Raw genomic sequence first — 16,107 nt, 5'->3', positions numbered from 1 at the left:
TGATAAGCGGGCTGCCTGTGCAGTCCGCTTATACTATATGGTGTAATTTATAATGTTTAATTATGAAGATAAATTGTTACAGGTAAATAGAAAGGCAGGTGAGTATAATGGCAGCAAAGAGAGATTATTATGAGACTCTTGGAGTGAACAAGAGTGCGGATAAAGAGGCAATAAAGAGGGCTTATCGTAAGCTGGCAAAGAAGTATCATCCTGATACAAATGCAGGAGATGCGCATGCTGAGGAGATGTTTAAGGATGTCACGGAGGCATACAATGTATTAAGTGATGAGAAAAAGCGTAAGCTCTATGACGAGTTTGGCTTTGCAGGTCTGCAGGATGGCTTTTCCGAGGAGGCTGCAAGACAGGCTACGCAGGGCGGCTTCGGTGGATTTGGCGGCAATGGTTCTTTCAGTGGCTCATACAGCTCAAATGGTGGACCATTTACACGTCAGGAATTTCATTTTGAGAACGGCTCCGGGGATATGGATGATATTTTCTCAATGTTCGGAGATGTGTTTTCACATGGTGGCAGCTCCGGAAGTCGTGGTTCATACAGCACAGGTGGAGCAGGGGGCTTCGGTGGAAATAGTACAGATTGGAGCAGCTTTACAGGTGGTTCAGCTAGGGGACGTTCAACGAGTCGCAAGGGTTCTGATGTTATGGCTGACCTTACGATTTCTTTTGACGAGGCTGTTTTCGGATGCGAGAAATCCATTTCATTACAGGATCCGTCCACAGGCAAGGTTTCCAATCTGTCCATCCATATTCCGGCAGGAATCGAGTCGGGCAAGACAGTCAGACTTAAAGGACAGGGCAATCCGGGCATAAACGGTGGTGCAGCCGGAGATGTGCTTCTCAACGTAAATGTGACACCGAGCAGGGAGTTTGAGCGTAAGGGACAGAATGTATACAGTACAATCCGTGTTCCGTTTACGACAGCAGCTCTCGGTGGTAAGGCGAGGGTGCATACTCTTTATGGAGATGTGGAGTGCAGCATCAAGGCAGGTACACAGGGCGGCAGCAAGATACGTCTCAAGGGCAAGGGTATTTCAAGCATGAAGAATCCTTCCGTAAAGGGAGACCAGTATGTGACGGTTGAGATTTCGGTTCCACGCAGGCTTACACCAAGGGCTAAGGAAGCGCTTGAGGAATACAGGGCTGTGAGCTGATGAATTTTATGTGCTTTATATATGGAAAACAAATTTGAAATCCGCTATACTATAGGTATTATAGTACAGCGGATTTTTTGCTTGATGAGATATAAGAAAGGACACAACATGAGCAATTATATAATGGATCTTAGAAAGGTGGTCGGACATGCCCCTTTACTGCAGGCAGGAGCGAGCATTATCGTTGAAAATGAAAACGGACAGGTGCTTCTCGGAAAGCGCACAGACAATCACCAGTGGGGCTACGCAGGCGGTTCTATAGAGCTTGGAGAGACTGTCGAGGAGGCTGCAAAAAGAGAACTCTTTGAGGAGATGGGACTTGTTGCAGACGAGATGGAGCTGTTTTATATCAATTCAGGCGAGGAAACACATTACATCTATCCGAATGGGGATGAAGTCTATAATGTGGAGATTATATATATCTGCCGCAAATATCACGGCACCATAAAGCGCCAGGAGGAGGAAGTCGAGGAGCTTAAGTTTTTCGATGTGGATGATATTCCGGAGGATATTTCTGATCCAATCAGACCTGTATTTCGTGAATATATAAAGATGAGGAAAAGAATAAAATAAACTTTAACGCTTTAAATGAAAAAAGTGCTTGCGCATGTCTTATAAAAGAGTTATCATAATACAAAACGAAACACTTAGGAGGATTTACAATGGAAAAGCGTATTTCAGGTCACACAGGCTTATTAGCACTCATAGGATCACCGGTCGGTCATTCAGGTTCACCGGCTATGTACAACTACAGTTTTGAAAAACTCGGTCTGGACTATGCATACGTTGCATTTGATATAAAAGAAGACAAGGTTAAGGATGCTATTGCAGCAATGAAGACCTTCAACATGCGTGGATGTAATGTGACTATGCCTGATAAGGTAGAGGCTGCAAAGTACATGGACGAGCTTTCACCGGCAGCCCAGATTATCGGAGCCATAAACACTATCGTAAATGACAACGGTAAGCTTACAGGACACATCACAGACGGTGAGGGATTCGTACACAACTTAAAGGATCACGGAATCGACATCAAAGGAAAGAAAATCACAGTTGCCGGAGGCGGCGGAGCTGCTACAGCTATTCAGGTGCAGTGTGCATTGGATGGAGCGCGTGAGATTACTATTTTCAACAAAAATGATGCTTTCTTCGAGCGTACACTACAGACTGCAGAGAAGATTAAAAAAGCAGTTCCTGATTGTGTTGTAAATGTATACGATATTGATGATACAGCCAAGATGACAGAGGAAATCCAGTCAAGCGATATCTTTGCAAATGCAACAATCGTTGGCATGAAGCCTCTGGATGATCAGAGCGTGGTAAAAGATCTTTCAGCTTTCAGACCGGGGCTTGTAGTTGCAGATGCAGTTTACAATCCGGAGGAGACAAAGCTTCTTCGCGAAGCAAAAGAGGCAGGCTGCACATGCGTAGGCGGAAAGGGAATGCTCTTATGGCAGGGTGTTGCCGCATTCAAGCTTTACACAGGACAGGATATGCCGGTTGATGATGTGAAGAAACTGTTCTTCAGCTAGATTTAAGTCTTATTACAAGATCATTAGATAGCTTCCTGTTATACAGGAATATGATAAAACAACAGCTCGCGGTTTCCCGCGAGCTGTTGTTTTTTAGGAGTTTTTATAGGTTTATTATTTTAAAGGAGAATTTTGCAACTATTCCGGTAATCAGAAATAGTTACGAAGTTTTATAAATAATCATGACGGGCAAGCACGTTTAAGATATTTCTACCTTCCTCTGTACCCTCAATGATTCTGCGGGCACGCTTGCTGTCTCCGATATTTACGATTTCAACATTGGTATCACTGAAGGCCTCATCAATCTCTGAAAGAACAGGTGTGTTGGCTCTCATACCAAGGCAGATGAATCCGTAATCAAATGGGATTTCCTCAATCTCACCCTCTGGATTCTTTACGATGAAACGGTCATTCTTAACCTCCTGCAGAGCAGTGTTAGTCATCTGTTTTACACCGTATTTTGCCATTTTTGCGTTTGTGTCACACTTTGTGACAGGGTCAAGTCCGTTTCCAATCATTGGAAGCATCTCAACCATTGTTACCTCTGCGCCTCTTTCTGTGAAGAATTCCATCACGTCAAGACCTACGGCACCACCGCCGATGATGGCGATTTTCTGTCCCTTCATATCCTCAGGATACTCATTGATGCGCTCAATCATCTTAAGGACTGTTGCTACGTTTGTGCCATCCTTGTCAACGAGGTCGTGAAGACCTGTGATAGGTGGGAGAGTAGGTACAGAGCCTGTTGCGTTTACAATGATATCAGGGTTTAAAGCCTTTACCATGTCAACTGTTGCTGATGTATTTTTGAAAACAAACAGGTTGTGAAGCTTGCTTGCACGGTGAATCATGTAGTTAGGGAAGTCTGCAAGACGCTTCTTGTCAGGAATCCTTGAGATAACTGATGCAAGTCCGCCAAGCTCTGCCTTCTTCTCAATGAGGAAGGTTGTACATCCAACCTCTGCTGCTGTGCAGGCTGCCTCAAGACCGGCAGTACCACCACCGATTACAACCACGTTGCAAGGCTTGTTTACCTTTGTCTTCATGTAATCCTCACCGCTGTTTACGGCAGGGTTTACTGTACAGCGGATTGGCTGGTTGAGACCGATTCTGTGTCCTGCGCATCCGATGTTACATGATATACATTTTCTGATATCGCACACATTTCCGAACTCTACCTTATTAACCCACTCAGGATCAGCGATAAGTCCACGGCCCATACCGATGAAATCAGCATCGCCTCCCGCAAGGATGTCCTCAGCTACCTGTGGGTCACGGATATTTCCAACTGTGATACATGGCTTGTTGTATTTCTCTTTTACAGCCTTTGCCATGAATGAACGCCATCCGTCAGGTAAGTAGTTTGCATCAATCTGGTACTGGATAGATCCGTTGAGACCACATGATACGTCGAATACATCGACTTCCTTCTCAAAATACTTTAAGTACTCAAGTGTATCCTCGAGTGTGTTTCCACCCTCCATGAGCTCGTCTGCACTGATACGGACGAAGATAGGGAAGAAAGGTCCAACCTGCTTACGCACCTCCTCGATAACCAGCTTTGCAAATCTTGCACGGTTCTCTGCAGAGCCGCCGAACTCGTCAGTTCTATTGTTTGTGATAGGTGAAAGGAACTGACTGATAAGGTAAGAGTGTCCTGCGTGGATTTCAACAGCGTCGAAGCCACAGATCTGGGCACGCTTGGCTGCCTCACCGTATTTCTTTACGATGTGCATGATTTCATCCTTCTCGAGAGGTCTTGGGATTTCCCCACCTGCCTTTGAAGGTACGTCTGATGCTGATACAGGCTGCATTCCGATACGTGAGCTCATTGCAGAAGCACCGGCGTGATTTAACTGTATCGCGATACATGCACCGTGCTTATGAACACTCTCGCAGAGCTTGAAAAGTCTTGGGATGTAGTTGTCTAAATCAATACGAAGCTGTGTTGTTCCGTTTGAACCCTGTGGAGAGTCAACGCTTGCATTCTCAACGATGATGAGACCTGTGCCGCCCTTTGCTCTCTGCTCATAGTAGTTGATGTGGAGAAAGCTCATTTCTCCGTTCTGCTCACCGTAGTTAGTTCCCATTGGAGTCATGACGATACGGTTCTTTACTGTCATTCTGCGTACTGTAATTGGCTCAAAAATATGTGGATATTTGTTTTTCATAGTATTTTTCTCCTTAATCTGCTAACCGGGTGGGCACACGGTAGTGTAAATTGCTCTCATTACATTATAGTTTTGTTTCATTAAATTGATTGTCAATATTTGTTATCAAAGGCTGTGATATACAAAGTATGTGATTTTTTTAACAATCAAAAAGTGCAGTGCACTCTTGTTACATTCAAGGTACAGCAAAAATATATAAATGTCCAATGCATCTTTTATTCGAAACCTATAGTTTTTGTCTATCAAATAGTGTATATTATCTTTAGACTAAATACACAGGGGGTGTACTATGAATCTGAGTCAATTGCAGTACTTCAAGGTACTGGCGCAGGAAGAACATTATACGAGGGCGGCACAGATGCTGTCGATTACGCAGCCGTCTTTAAGCCATGCAATCTCACAGCTTGAGCAGGAGCTTGGCACGCGTTTGTTTGAAAAAAAGGGAAGAAATGTCGTGCTGACAAGATATGGGAAGATGTTTCTGCCGTATGTTGAGGAATCATTAAAGGTGCTTAATGAGGGTGTGCAGCGCATTAAAGAGGTCAATGGCAGCAGGCATGGAATCATACATCTGGCTTATATATATACGATGGGAAGTGAGTTCGCGCCAAAGCTGGTGCGTAAATTTCTCAATGCATACCCGGATTATGATATAGAATTTCATTTTACGGTTGGAACAACCGGTGAGATTATAGATGGACTAAAGGATGACAAATATGACATAGTTTTTTCTTCTTATAAGGATGGGGAACAGGATATAGATTTTAAGAAGATTGCGAATCAGAAGCTTGTGCTTGCAGTGCCCATGGACCATCCGCTTTCCATAAAGGACAGTGTGGATTTGCGCGACACAATAGAGTATCCGCAGATTTATTTTGAGAAGGGCAGCGGTCTGCGTCCGGTCATTGACCAGATGTTTGAGGAGATAGGACAGTTTCCGAAGGTGGCCTTCGAGATGGAGGAGGATTCGAGTATGGCGGGTCTCGTGGCGCAGGGCTTTGGAATAGCTGTGATGCCTGATATTCCAATACTTCGGTCACTTTCTGTAAAGACACTTGATATATACAATCCTCCTTATGAGAGAGCGGTGTATCTGGCAACGCTTAAGCAGAGATATTTATCACCGGTTGCGAAGGCATTTATCAGGTTTGTGCTCGAGGAGACTGCCTAGCTGCAACTTTCCCGCACAAACTCTATGAAGCGCTTGATAGCCGGAAGCTGGTATTTGCCTGTCATGTAGCCCATGTAGACAGTGTGTGAGAATGACTCATGCGATACGAGGTGGCGTATGCAGATGTCATCGCGGTGAATTGCATCGACATCTGCGACAAGCGCAATTCCAAAGCCCTGTGCCACGAGGGAGGCGATGCCGTTCTCATCGGGTGACTCACATATGAAGTTTGGCGATACATCATGCTTCTTGAAAAAGCTTCTGGTGTACTTGCCAAGGCCTGAGTGTCTGGCATAGCCGAGCACAGGATAGTCAGCGAAATCAGTGGCTTCCATGGTATCCTTAAGTGTCAGTGGGTGGCCGGGAGGCAGTATGGCAACTATTTCCTGCTTTATAATAGGAACAAAATCAATACCATTTTCATCAGGCGAGTATGAACCGAAAATTATGTCATACCTGCCTTTTTTTAATCCATCAATATTCACAGAGGTGATGTCCTGAAAGAAATTGAAGGTGATATTTTTATTTTCCTTTTCGGAGAGGAAAGAGCGCACGATAGTTGGGATAAACACCTTTGCAAGAGGTGATACATAGGCGATATCGATGTGTCCGCCGTCGGTTGCAATCTGGTGCATTTTGTTCTCGGCTCTCTTTATATCGTCCAGAATAGTGGACACATGTTCTAAAAAAATCTCCCCGGCCTTGGTCAGAATTACATTCCGGCCTCTCTTTTCAAATAAGGTTACACCAAGCTCGTCCTCTAAAGCAGTTATCGAACGGCTGAGGCTTGGCTCTGTTATATTCATTTTTTCGGCAGCCTGATTGAAGTGCTCCAGAACTGCCGCTTGGTAAAAATAGCTTAATTGATTGAGCGTCATGCATAAATCTCCTTAAAATAATAGATACAGTCTATGGATTGCAAATGTTATAGCCTTTATTTGTGTATATTATAGCATGATTAGTACAGTAAAGCTATTAAAAAATAACAAAATAAGCATTGGAAGTACCGAAAATAATGCGTTATAATATCAGTATCAAAGGTTGTTAAGTTTTTAACGAAGTGGGCATCGTTGAAAACATAGCTAAGTAAAATACGAATAATCAATATTATTACATTTTAAAATGAAGGAGATTTAATCATGGCAGAGAGAATCACAGGACACACAGAACTCATCGGACTTATGGCTTACCCAATCAGACATTCAAGCTCACCGGCAATGCACAATGAGGCATTTGCTTACCTTGGACTTGACTACGCTTATCTGGCATTTGAGGTTGACAACAACACTCTTGAGGATGCGGTTAAGGGAATCAGAGCATTAAAGCTTGTAGGCTCTAATGTATCAATGCCAAACAAGACAGTTGTAGGACAGTACTTAGACAAGCTTTCACCGGCAGCAGAGCTTTGCGGAGCTGTAAATACAATAGTAAACGAGAACGGAGTACTCACAGGACACATCACAGACGGTATCGGCTTCATGCAGGCACTCAAGGATAACGACATCGATGTTATCGGAAAGAAGATGACAATCGCAGGAGCTGGCGGAGCTGCTACAGCTATCGAGATTCAGGCAGCACTTGACGGTGTAAAGGAAATCTCAATCTTCAACATCCATGACAAGTTCTGGGCAAACGCCAAGGAAACAGTTAGAAAGATCAACGAGAAGACAGACTGCAAGGCTACTCTTTACGACCTTGATGACAAGGAGAAGCTTAGAGAAGAGATGGCTGATTCCTACATCTTCGTAAACGGAACAGGTGTTGGTATGAAGCCGCTCGAGGGAATGTCTGTAGTACCTGACAAATCATTCTTCCGTCCTGAGCTTATCGTAATCGACGTACCTTACTCTCCACTTGAGACAAAGATGCGTTCTATGGCAAAAGAGGTGGGCTGCAAGACAATGAACGGTCTTGGAATGATGCTTTTCCAGGGAGCAGCAGCGTTCAAGCTCTGGACAGGAAAGGACATGCCAATCGAGCATATGAAGGAAGTATTAAACATCAGATATGATGATTAATCAGCCGCAGAAATTAAATTACATTGAATTATTTTGACAGAAATTAAGGAGAACACTGATGAATAAAAAATATTTACCTAGCGCATTGATCCTTTACTTAAATTACTTTATACACGGAGTGGGCTGCTCTATCCTCGGACAGGCAGTCATCAAGGAAGCTCTCGCAGCTTCATGGGGAGTACAGGTTATGGCTATCACAGCTATTTCAGCAGCCCTTGGCCTTGGACGTCTTATCGCACTTCCGTTTGCAGGACCTTTATCAGATAAGCTTGGACGCCGTATCTCAACAGCAATCGGAAGCGGCTCCTATGCTATCTACCTGATCGGACTTGCCCTTGCATTCAATGCAGGAACACATGGCGGATACCAGATCGCATATATCTGCGCTATCATTGGCGGTATTGCAAACTCATTCCTTGATACAGGAATTTACCCTGCAGTATCAGAGATCATCTACAAAGCACCGGGCGTTGCAACAATGGGAATCAAATTCTTCATCGCTATCGCACAGATGCTTTTACCATTCGTACTTGGTATGACAGTTGCTACAACAGCAGCAGGACTTACATCATACAACACACTGTTCTTCGGATGCGGAATCATCTACATCGTACTTTTAGTATTAGTAATGCTCTTCCCGCTTCCTGATACCGATGCAAAGGCAGAGGGAAAGAAAGAAGGACTTATCGCAAGCTTAAAGCACACACATTTCTCTGTTGAGTCAATCGCAATGATTATCATTGGATTTACATGTACCGGAACCTTCCAGTTATGGCTTAACTGTGCACAGAACTTTGCAAAAGAGAACGTAGGCTGGGCTGATCCGTCAGTTATGCAGTCATACTACTCAGCAGGAACCATGATAGCTCTTATCGTAACAGCTCTTTTAACAAGAAAGATCAAGGATGTTAGATTTATCCTTGTTTACCCTGTAATCTGCCTTGCAACAATGGTCGTAGTGTTAGTCGGACAGACAAAGCCACTCATGATCGCTGGTGCATTCATCATCGGCTGGGCAGGCGCAGGCGGACTTTTACAGATCGTAACATCTGTATGCAACATGCTTTTCCCTAAGATCAAGGGAACAGTAACAGCACTCGTAATGATCGCTTCATCACTTTGCAACTATACAATCCTTACAGCAGCATCAAAGATGCAGCCATCACAGGTTATGGTAATGAACATCGTGCTCACGGCAATCGGCGTGGTACTTGGATTATTCGTAAACCTGCGCTATACTAAGATGGTAGAGCTGTCACAGGAAGATTAATAACAGACATACCGGGGAGTATAATCTGTATATAAAATAGTAAAAGAAAGGCGTAAACCATGAACACCATTAAGGTAAGAGATATTGAGATCGGTGCAGGCGCACCAAAAATCATCGTTCCTATCGTAGGCGTTACAAAAGACGACATCATCGCAGAGGCAAAGACATTTGACTCTATCCCTGTAGACGTTGTAGAGTGGCGTGTTGACTGGTTCGAGAACGTATTCGAGTTTGACAAGGTTGAGGAAGTATTAAAGGAGCTTCGTGACGCTCTCGGAAATATTCCGATCCTTATGACATTCCGTACTTCAAAAGAGGGCGGCGAGAAAGCAATCGAGCCTGAGGCATATGCTAAGCTCAACATCAAAGCAGCACAGACAGGCTACGTTGATTTCGTAGATGTGGAGATCTTCACAGGCGATGAGATCGTAAAGCAGATCATCGACGGAGTACATGCAGCAGGTGTCAAGGTAGTAGCATCTAACCATGACTTCTTCAAGACTCCTGCAAAAGCAGACATCATCTATCGTCTCAGAAAAATGCAGGATATGGGAGCAGATATCCCTAAGATCGCAGTTATGCCACAGAATAAGCGTGACGTACTCACACTTCTTTCCGCTACAGAGGAAATGGTAACAGACTATGCCGACAGACCTGTCATCACAATGTCTATGGCAGGAACAGGTGTTATCAGCCGTCTCTGCGGTGAGGTATTTGGCTCATCAATGACATTCGGAGCAGCAAAGAAGGCTTCAGCACCGGGTCAGATGGGAGTGGAGGATCTGTCTACAGTACTTGGATTACTTCATAAAAGCATGTAAGAACAGCTTGTATAAAATCATGCGATAAAATTAAATGGCGCCTCGGCATCTGTAAACCAGGTGCTGTGACGCCATTTTTAAAGATAATAACAAATGGTAATAAAAAAATGTGAATATTTACGTGGAAAATAAGCAATAATTCAGTTAAAATAACACGTATAATTATTCACGGAAAGGGGATATTTCATGAAGAAAATACTGCACTATCTGGATGAATATCTTGAAGAGTTTTTAATGGTCATTTTCCTGATTGCGATGACGCTTATCATGGGTATTCAGGTGTTTTCCAGATACATCCTTGGCATGTCATTATCATGGTCGGAGGAAATCACCAGGTATCTTTTCATATGGTCGGCATTCTTAAGCGTCAGCCTTTGTACCAGAAAATGCATATCTATAAAAATAGACCAGTTTATACAGCTTTTTCCAAAGAGAGGAAAATCGCTCTGGAAGGTATTAAATCTGACAGTTGAGTTTGTGTTTTTCGTATATCTGATACCGTATTCATTCATATATCTGAAAAATACGATAGAAAGCGGTCAGGTAAGTCCTGCCTGCGGTATCCCTATGTACTATGTGCAGGCCGCACCGTTTGTGTGCTTTATCATTACAGCCTTCCGCATCGCGCAGAGATGGTTTGGCGAGTGGAAGATCGTCCTCGGAAAAGACAACAAGCCGCTTGAGGAGGGCAATATTGCCACTGTCATAGAGGAAGCGGTTGTTGAGGATGAGTTTCGTGAGAAGGAGCTTATGGAAACACTTAAAAAGAAACTAGAGGATGAGAGAAAGGAGAAATAGATGTCAGCAGTAGTAGTTTTTATATTGTTTGTGATATGTCTGGTCATTGCTATTCCTGTATCTATTTCCCTTGGAATAGTGGCAGTGCTGCCGGGCGTGTTTGACCCGTCTTTTACAGCCAGTGCCAGCTATGTTGTCCGCTCGATGCTCGGTGGTATAGACAGCTTCCCGCTTTTAGCGGTGCCTATGTTTGTGCTTGCCGGAATCGTTATGGCACATGGCAAAATCTCACAAAAATTGTTCGATGTTTTTGTGTATTTTATAGGAAAAAGAACCGCGGGAATCCCATGTGCGGTTATCATCACCTGCTTGTTCTATGGAGCGATTTCCGGCTCTGCGCCTGCAACTGTTGCGGCTGTCGGAAGCATGACCATTCCGCTTCTTATGGAGCTGGGCTACAAAAAGGATTTTTCAACGGCAATTGTTGCGGTTGCCGGAGGACTTGGAGTCATCATACCGCCAAGCATACCTTTTATCATGTATGCGATGGCAACAGGAGAGTCAGTCAGTGACCTTTTCCTCGCAGGAATCATTCCGGGACTTTTGATTGGAGCGCTTCTCATGTTTTATGCATATTATCACTGCAAGCGCTATGGAGAGGACAAGGAAAAAATAAATGCAAAGGTCTCAGAGCTTAGAAGCAAGGGACTTTTTAACATATTGAAGGACAGTATATGGGCACTTTTGAGCCCTGTTATAGTGCTTGGATGTATTTATGCCGGTATAGCTTCGCCTACAGAGGCAGCGGTAATCTCAGTATTTTATGCACTTATTGTTAGTATCTTTATTTACAAATCCATAAAGGTAAAAGAGATATGGGGCATCATGGTGGAGGCGATGAAGACATACGCACCTATATTGTTTATACTTGCGGCATCGACCGCATTTTCACGCGTGCTCACACTCATGCAGGTGCCACAGACTGTCAGCGCATGGATACTCGCACATTTCACAAATGAAATAGTGCTTCTTATCGTGATAAATGTGTTCCTGCTCATTGTTGGAATGGTTATGGATACCACACCGGCTATTCTTATTTTAAGCCCAATCCTGCTTCCAATTGTGCAGAGCATCGGAATGAACCCGGTCCACTTTGGTGTGGTCATGATCGTAAACCTTGCAATCGGATTTGTCACACCGCCTATAGGAGTGAACCTGTTTGTGGCAAGCTCACTGACGGATGTTCCGGTCATGCGGATAGCAAAGAAGGCGGCGCCTATGATAGGATATTTCCTACTGGCACTTTTGCTTCTTACATTTATTCCGGCAATCAGTCTGTGCTTACTGTAAGATTGAGATGGGATTGATGGAAGGTAGAGGTATATGCAGTTTGTTATGCTTATATGATTTTATATGATTTAAGATAATGTAAGTAAAACAGTAGCGGCATATATACTTGTAATTATAATCGGAGAGAAATATGAATAGATTTGGCTTGTTTTTATGTAAAAAAGTTTGTAAATATAATAAACCGCGTAGATTGTATAGCAAATATAGATTGTGGCGAAAGGCTGCAGCCGTCATGATGATACTTTCGCTTACAACAGGACTTGCCGCGTGCGGCGGCTCAGACAGCTTTGGCAATGCTTCGGATGAGGTACAGCGCTACGCATGGCCTCTCGGCAGCTCAAGTCCTGAGGATACCGTGACACAGATATATGCAGAGAAATTTGCCGATGAAGTGGACAGACTAAGCGATGGAAAGATGAAGATAACCGTATATCCAAACAGCGTGCTCGGCGGAGATAGAGAGCTTCTCGAGTCGTGCAAGGATGGAGATATACCATTTGTAGTGCAGAATACTGCGCCACAGGTTACTTTCATGAAGGATACTGCAGTATTTGATATGCCGGCACTTTTTGACAGCATCGATGAGGTGCGTGAGCATGTGGACAATCCAAAGTTTATGAAGCTCATGCAGCAGGTCTACAATGATGGCGGCTACGAGCTTTTGGGATATGCAGACCAGGGCTTCCGTGTCATGACAACAAACAAAAAGATAGAAAGCCTTGCTGATTTTAAGGGGCAGAAAATCCGTACCATGGAAAACTCTTACCATATGGCTTACTGGAAGGCACTCGGAGCAAGCCCGACACCGATGACCTTCTCGGAGGTGTATATCGGCTTACAGCAGGGCACAATAGATGCGCAGGAAAATCCATACGAGGTAATCGTATCCAATAAGCTCTACGAGCAGCAGGATTATGTAGTGGAGACAAATCATCTGCCACATCTGATATCGCTTATAGTAAGCGAGGAGTTCATGAAAGGACTGACAGATGAGCAGCAGCAGATTATCCGTGAGGCAGCCGAGACAGCAAAACAGTACGCCAGAGAGCAGTCTGACGAGCGAATTGCATCAAAGATAAAGACAATCGAGGACAGCGGCACACAAATCATTACTTTAAGCGATGAAGTGCATGAGCAGATTCGCAAGGAGTGTCAGCCGATATATGAGTCGATTGAGAAAAATGTGTCGTCTGATATTGTGGATGCATATCTGGCACAATAACACTTTAAAGCATTAAAATATTTTGCTTGATAAATTGGTAAAGTCTTGTTATACTATGACTAAGAAATTTGTGGTTATCAAAAATGCGAAATACTATAACGTAAAGTTATAATAAATATAATTTGACGATATTTCGCTTAAATATCAAAATCCAATATGAAAACCACACATAAGTAAGGAGACACACCATGGACAAAATCGAGGAAATCCGCGCAAAGATTGGGGAATGTGACGATATAATAATAGAGCAGCTTGCAGTCAGAATGTCACACATTCAGGAGATTATATCATACAAGAAGGCAACAGGAATCCCAATCTTACAGCCGGAGCAGGAGAAAAAGCAGACAGATGCACTTGCGGCAAAGCTTGGAGACAATGAATTTGAGGAAGAGATACTTGATATTTTCAAATATATCATGAAGAACAGCCGCCGTATCCAGGCAAAGAGCCTCTTTGATTACAATATCTTCCTGATTGGTTTCATGGGTGCCGGAAAAAGCACTGTAGCGGGAGAATTAAAGGATAAGCTTGAGATGGACCGTGTTGAGATGGATCAGATGATTGTTGAGAATCGTGGCATGTCAATCTCAGAAATATTCGATGAGTTCGGTGAGGCATATTTCAGAAACTTAGAGAGCAACACACTTATAGAGCTTCAGAAGAGAAAGCAGACCATCGTTTCCTGCGGTGGTGGTGTTGTCATGAGAGAGGAAAACGCAGACCATATGAAGAAAAACGGCCGTGTAGTTCTTCTTACAGCAAAGCCTGAGACTATTTACGAGCGAGTAAAGGACAGTGACGAGCGCCCGATACTAAATGGCAACATGAATGTTGAGTATATCAGTGGCCTTATGGAAAAGCGAAAGGAGCGCTATGAGGCAGTGGCAGATGTAACAGTTGCTACAGATGGCAAGAATGTCACACAGATATGCGAGGAAATCATTGCAAAGCTTATCGCACTTGATAATGAGCAGGACAATAAACAGGCATAATACAGGAATAGCACAGCACTTATTAAGGCGGCAGCCGGTTAGCAGACCGGTTGCTGTTTTTTGTTCAAATACTTCAGTAAACATTGAACTTGTTTGAAGTGAGTTTGAAGTTGACTTTGAAGTAACTTTGAAGTACTATTGAAATAGTTCAAAGTTGTTAGGATTGATAAGGAGAAAAATATGTATCTGGAAGAAATCGTTGATAATATACAATTAGAAAATGATAGATTTGAGTGCAAAGCCGTTTTGAACAGAGATGATGTAGTGGGATGGCTGAAAACGATAGCCGGATTTGCGAACGCTTCAGGTGGTGAATTTTATATAGGAGTAAAGGATAAGACGAATCAATTGGTTGGATTTGATAGAAAAGCTGCTGATAACGAGAGAAATTATTTTAATAATCAGGTTAATGAACATTTGACACCAAGACCGCAAATGAATATATCATTTATAAGATATGAGGTAAATAAAAATGAACGGTTTGTAATTCGGATTAGTGTAAAGGAATCGGATATAAAGCCTGTTATTTTGAAATATCAAAATATACCTTCAATTTTCATGAGAAGAGATGGATTTACGAATGGCGCAACATATGAAGAGATTATTGAAATGAGCGTTAGGAGTAAAAAAACACAGTATGATGTTTTGGAGTCAGATATAAAATATGATCCGGATAAAATATCAAAATTAAAGGATTTTTATTCCAGACATAATAATGGAAAAGAACTTAATGAAAAGCTGTTAAGATCGTTAGGATTTGTAAATGAGAGTGGATATCTGCTCAATGGTGCAGTATTGTTTTTGGACGGTTATAAAGGAGATAAAACAAAGGTACAGTGCTCTGTTTTTTCCGGAATAAATAAGGGAAGCGAGAGAATAGTTACTATTAATCGTTTTGCAGGTAATATAATTGATACTATTGAATATATGGTAGAATTCGTAAATCAGAGGATGAATCATGGAATAATCAAGCTCAACGATAAGAGAATCAATATAGACTCCTACCCGCAAAGAGCTTTATTTGAGGGAATCGTAAATGCAGTTGCACACAGAGACTATTATCTGGATGGCACACAAATACAGATAGATATATTTAAAGACAGATTGGAAATATCATCACCCGGGGGCTTTTACAGGGGTGAAAAATTGGGAAAAACCTATGATTTGTCGGGAATAATTTCAAAGCGCAGAAATGAGCTGATAGCAGGAGTTCTGGTCGCATGTAATGTTATGGAGGCCGCCGGTACAGGTTTCGATAAAATAGCAGAGGAGTATGCATCTGCTGATAAAAAACATCAGCCATATATATATTCATCATCGGATCATTTTACATTGGTACTTCCGGATTTGACATACGAAGACGGCATTAATGATAATGACAGTGCACCGGCAGTGACATTTATGCCTGTTAAAAATGGTACAGAGTATGATGAAAAAATATTATCATTTTGTTATTTTAAGGCGCATAGGGTTTCTGAAATTGCAGAATATCTGGGAGTTAGTGATTCTTCTTACCTAAGGAAAAAAATGTTGGGAAATCTGGAAAAAAATGGGTATTTAATAAAGGACAAAGTATCGCGAGCTATATATTATAAAACAAATCAGGAGAAGGTTATATTAAAATAAATAGCAGGAGACGCTTTTTTTACAGGA

14 protein-coding genes are annotated in these 16,107 nt (G+C 42.8%); 12 read left to right on the top strand and 2 right to left on the bottom strand.

Going from position 1 to position 16,107, the window contains the following annotated elements:
* The first annotated feature begins 107 nt into the window (after positions 1-107).
* The 3 genes from ACW6PM_RS09220 (at position 108) to aroE (ending at position 2,701) form a co-directional block, all read left to right on the top strand.
* Positions 108-1,169, top strand: coding sequence for a DnaJ C-terminal domain-containing protein (locus ACW6PM_RS09220; RefSeq protein WP_456056968.1), 1,062 nt, complete (start codon positions 108-110; stop codon positions 1,167-1,169).
* Between the two features lie 108 nt (positions 1,170-1,277).
* Positions 1,278-1,742 (top strand): NUDIX hydrolase, encoded by a 465-nt coding sequence (locus tag ACW6PM_RS09215; RefSeq protein ID WP_456056967.1) that lies wholly within the window; start codon positions 1,278-1,280, stop codon positions 1,740-1,742.
* 89 nt (positions 1,743-1,831) lie between these two features.
* The gene (aroE, locus tag ACW6PM_RS09210) at positions 1,832-2,701 is read left to right on the top strand and encodes a shikimate dehydrogenase (RefSeq protein WP_117690667.1); all 870 of its coding nucleotides are present in this window, start codon (positions 1,832-1,834) and stop codon (positions 2,699-2,701) included.
* Between the two features lie 170 nt (positions 2,702-2,871).
* Here aroE and ACW6PM_RS09205 read toward each other — a convergent pair whose 3' ends face one another.
* Entirely contained in the window at positions 2,872-4,872 is a 2,001-nt protein-coding gene (locus tag ACW6PM_RS09205; RefSeq protein ID WP_456056966.1) for an oxidoreductase, read from the bottom strand.
* A gap of 289 nt (positions 4,873-5,161) precedes the next feature.
* On the opposite strand from ACW6PM_RS09205, the gene ACW6PM_RS09200 reads away from it, so the two are divergent.
* Positions 5,162-6,043: a LysR family transcriptional regulator gene (locus ACW6PM_RS09200; protein ID WP_456056965.1), complete on the top strand. Its 882-nt coding sequence runs from the start codon at positions 5,162-5,164 to the stop codon at positions 6,041-6,043.
* Here ACW6PM_RS09200 and ACW6PM_RS09195 read toward each other — a convergent pair.
* Positions 6,040-6,921: a LysR family transcriptional regulator gene (locus ACW6PM_RS09195; RefSeq protein WP_456056964.1), complete on the bottom strand. Its 882-nt coding sequence runs from the start codon at positions 6,919-6,921 to the stop codon at positions 6,040-6,042. The two genes, ACW6PM_RS09200 and ACW6PM_RS09195, sit on opposite strands and share 4 nt — an antisense overlap.
* A 261-nt stretch (positions 6,922-7,182) precedes the next feature.
* Here ACW6PM_RS09195 and ACW6PM_RS09190 point away from each other — a divergent pair, with 261 nt between their 5' ends.
* The 8 genes from ACW6PM_RS09190 to ACW6PM_RS09155 all read left to right on the top strand — a co-directional run bounded on the left by ACW6PM_RS09190 (position 7,183) and on the right by ACW6PM_RS09155 (position 16,080).
* Positions 7,183-8,061, top strand: a complete 879-nt coding sequence (locus ACW6PM_RS09190) for a shikimate dehydrogenase (protein ID WP_456056963.1) — start codon at positions 7,183-7,185, stop codon at positions 8,059-8,061.
* Between the two features lie 58 nt (positions 8,062-8,119).
* Positions 8,120-9,331 (top strand): MFS transporter, encoded by a 1,212-nt coding sequence (locus tag ACW6PM_RS09185; RefSeq protein ID WP_308651676.1) that lies wholly within the window; start codon positions 8,120-8,122, stop codon positions 9,329-9,331.
* Positions 9,332-9,390: 59 nt separating this feature from the next.
* Positions 9,391-10,152, top strand: coding sequence for a type I 3-dehydroquinate dehydratase (gene aroD, locus ACW6PM_RS09180; RefSeq protein ID WP_456056962.1), 762 nt, complete (start codon positions 9,391-9,393; stop codon positions 10,150-10,152).
* Positions 10,153-10,338: 186 nt separating this feature from the next.
* A complete protein-coding gene (locus tag ACW6PM_RS09175) occupies positions 10,339-10,950 on the top strand; it encodes a TRAP transporter small permease (protein WP_456056961.1) in 612 nt (203 codons plus the stop codon).
* A complete protein-coding gene (locus ACW6PM_RS09170; protein ID WP_456056960.1) occupies positions 10,951-12,240 on the top strand; it encodes a TRAP transporter large permease in 1,290 nt (429 codons plus the stop codon).
* A gap of 232 nt (positions 12,241-12,472) precedes the next feature.
* Positions 12,473-13,462: a TRAP transporter substrate-binding protein gene (locus tag ACW6PM_RS09165; protein WP_456056987.1), complete on the top strand. Its 990-nt coding sequence runs from the start codon at positions 12,473-12,475 to the stop codon at positions 13,460-13,462.
* Positions 13,463-13,650: 188 nt separating this feature from the next.
* Positions 13,651-14,454, top strand: coding sequence for a shikimate kinase (locus tag ACW6PM_RS09160; RefSeq protein WP_308668212.1), 804 nt, complete (start codon positions 13,651-13,653; stop codon positions 14,452-14,454).
* 180 nt (positions 14,455-14,634) lie between these two features.
* Positions 14,635-16,080: an ATP-binding protein gene (locus ACW6PM_RS09155; RefSeq protein ID WP_308657607.1), complete on the top strand. Its 1,446-nt coding sequence runs from the start codon at positions 14,635-14,637 to the stop codon at positions 16,078-16,080.
* Positions 16,081-16,107: the final 27 nt, after the last annotated feature.

Source organism: Agathobacter sp., assembly GCF_977054825.1.
Note: the sequence above shows the minus strand (reverse complement) of the source record. Positions and strands in the feature narration are given on the sequence as shown.

What these genes read in the sequence shown, in the direction of transcription:
- ACW6PM_RS09220 (WP_456056968.1), top strand. Translation starts at nt 108, where the DNA reads ATGGCAGCAAAGAGAGATTATTATGAGACTCTTGGAGTGAACAAGAGT.
- ACW6PM_RS09215 (WP_456056967.1), top strand. Translation starts at nt 1,278, where the DNA reads ATGAGCAATTATATAATGGATCTTAGAAAGGTGGTCGGACATGCCCCT.
- aroE (WP_117690667.1), top strand. Translation starts at nt 1,832, where the DNA reads ATGGAAAAGCGTATTTCAGGTCACACAGGCTTATTAGCACTCATAGGA.
- ACW6PM_RS09205 (WP_456056966.1), bottom strand. Translation starts at nt 4,872, where the DNA reads ATGAAAAACAAATATCCACATATTTTTGAGCCAATTACAGTACGCAGA.
- ACW6PM_RS09200 (WP_456056965.1), top strand. Translation starts at nt 5,162, where the DNA reads ATGAATCTGAGTCAATTGCAGTACTTCAAGGTACTGGCGCAGGAAGAA.
- ACW6PM_RS09195 (WP_456056964.1), bottom strand. Translation starts at nt 6,921, where the DNA reads ATGACGCTCAATCAATTAAGCTATTTTTACCAAGCGGCAGTTCTGGAG.
- ACW6PM_RS09190 (WP_456056963.1), top strand. Translation starts at nt 7,183, where the DNA reads ATGGCAGAGAGAATCACAGGACACACAGAACTCATCGGACTTATGGCT.
- ACW6PM_RS09185 (WP_308651676.1), top strand. Translation starts at nt 8,120, where the DNA reads ATGAATAAAAAATATTTACCTAGCGCATTGATCCTTTACTTAAATTAC.
- aroD (WP_456056962.1), top strand. Translation starts at nt 9,391, where the DNA reads ATGAACACCATTAAGGTAAGAGATATTGAGATCGGTGCAGGCGCACCA.
- ACW6PM_RS09175 (WP_456056961.1), top strand. Translation starts at nt 10,339, where the DNA reads ATGAAGAAAATACTGCACTATCTGGATGAATATCTTGAAGAGTTTTTA.
- ACW6PM_RS09170 (WP_456056960.1), top strand. Translation starts at nt 10,951, where the DNA reads ATGTCAGCAGTAGTAGTTTTTATATTGTTTGTGATATGTCTGGTCATT.
- ACW6PM_RS09165 (WP_456056987.1), top strand. Translation starts at nt 12,473, where the DNA reads ATGATGATACTTTCGCTTACAACAGGACTTGCCGCGTGCGGCGGCTCA.
- ACW6PM_RS09160 (WP_308668212.1), top strand. Translation starts at nt 13,651, where the DNA reads ATGGACAAAATCGAGGAAATCCGCGCAAAGATTGGGGAATGTGACGAT.
- ACW6PM_RS09155 (WP_308657607.1), top strand. Translation starts at nt 14,635, where the DNA reads ATGTATCTGGAAGAAATCGTTGATAATATACAATTAGAAAATGATAGA.